The following is a 232-nucleotide window of genomic DNA, read 5'->3' as shown; positions in this document are numbered from 1 at the left end:
CAGGGTATCCGTACAGGCTTTACTCAACAGCCAGTCGTCCGGGTTAGCCTGCATTTCTGCTGAGAGTGCACGAATCAGTGTCTGCGCCTGATTATCAAGATGAAAGTAGGAGGATTGTTCGAACAGCCTGTGCATACGTTCAACGCCATAGTCGGGTTCGGCGTCACTGACAGACACATTCAGCACCAGAATCTCATTGTTACCCACACCGGAAAAACCATGTTCTGATTCC

At 50.0% G+C, this 232-nt stretch carries 1 pseudogene; it reads right to left on the bottom strand.

The window, feature by feature from the left end:
• Window positions 1–232 (bottom strand): annotated as a pseudogene (locus ACYP03_RS28250) (AraC family transcriptional regulator); the annotation flags it as partial.

The sequence above is a fragment of the Photobacterium sp. R1 genome (genome assembly GCF_054600795.1).
Note: the sequence above shows the minus strand (reverse complement) of the source record. Positions and strands in the feature narration are given on the sequence as shown.